1 protein-coding gene is annotated in these 639 nt (G+C 60.4%); it reads right to left on the reverse strand.

From position 1 onward, the window contains the following. Nucleotides 1-639 (reverse strand): type VI secretion system tip protein TssI/VgrG (gene tssI / locus K5E40_RS34350; protein WP_221734431.1); only part of this gene is annotated, 639 nt, incomplete at both ends.

The raw sequence follows: 639 nt of genomic DNA on the forward strand, positions 1-639 counted from the left end.
CGGGTGCTCAGTCAGTTCGAAGAGATGGCCACAGCGCAGATGTGCCTGATCGCTTTGACCATCACCCAATTCATAGTCGCTGCGATGGCGCTCCAGCGCCTGCCGGGCCAATTGCTTGCCGGACTTCTCGCTCTCGATCAGCAGCGGGTAGCGATAGTCTTCCAGCGCCGGAGTGAACTCGGCGGTGAAGTGGCTTTCGAGCAGCAGGCTCGGGCGTTCGAGGTCATAGTCGCGGCGGGTGACCGTGCTGGTGCGGGTGCTGGTTCGCACACTGAAACGGCTGACCACCGAATGCTCGGCGACCATCCCGGAATCCTGCTGATACGGCGTGGCACCGAGTTTGGGCAGGAACACCTGATCGTCGGTGAACACCAGCAAATGCCCGTCCGGTGAGTGCTGGTGGTGCCAGGCGATACCGTCTTCGGCGCATAACCTTTGGATGAATGCCAGGTCGGACTCAAAGTACTGCGTGCAGTATTCGCGAGTGGCGCTGGTGCTGACGTGAAAGGTAAACGCATCGCCCTGAATGCCATGACCTTTGAGCACCTGCGCGATGATCTGCGGCACGGTCATGCGCTGGAAAATCCGCTGATCGTGGCTGAACTGCAAATAGTGCAGCGCCGGCACCAGCGTCAGGTG

It is taken from the genome of Pseudomonas baetica, from assembly GCF_019733355.1.
GTDB lineage: Bacteria > Pseudomonadota > Gammaproteobacteria > Pseudomonadales > Pseudomonadaceae > Aquipseudomonas > Aquipseudomonas baetica_A.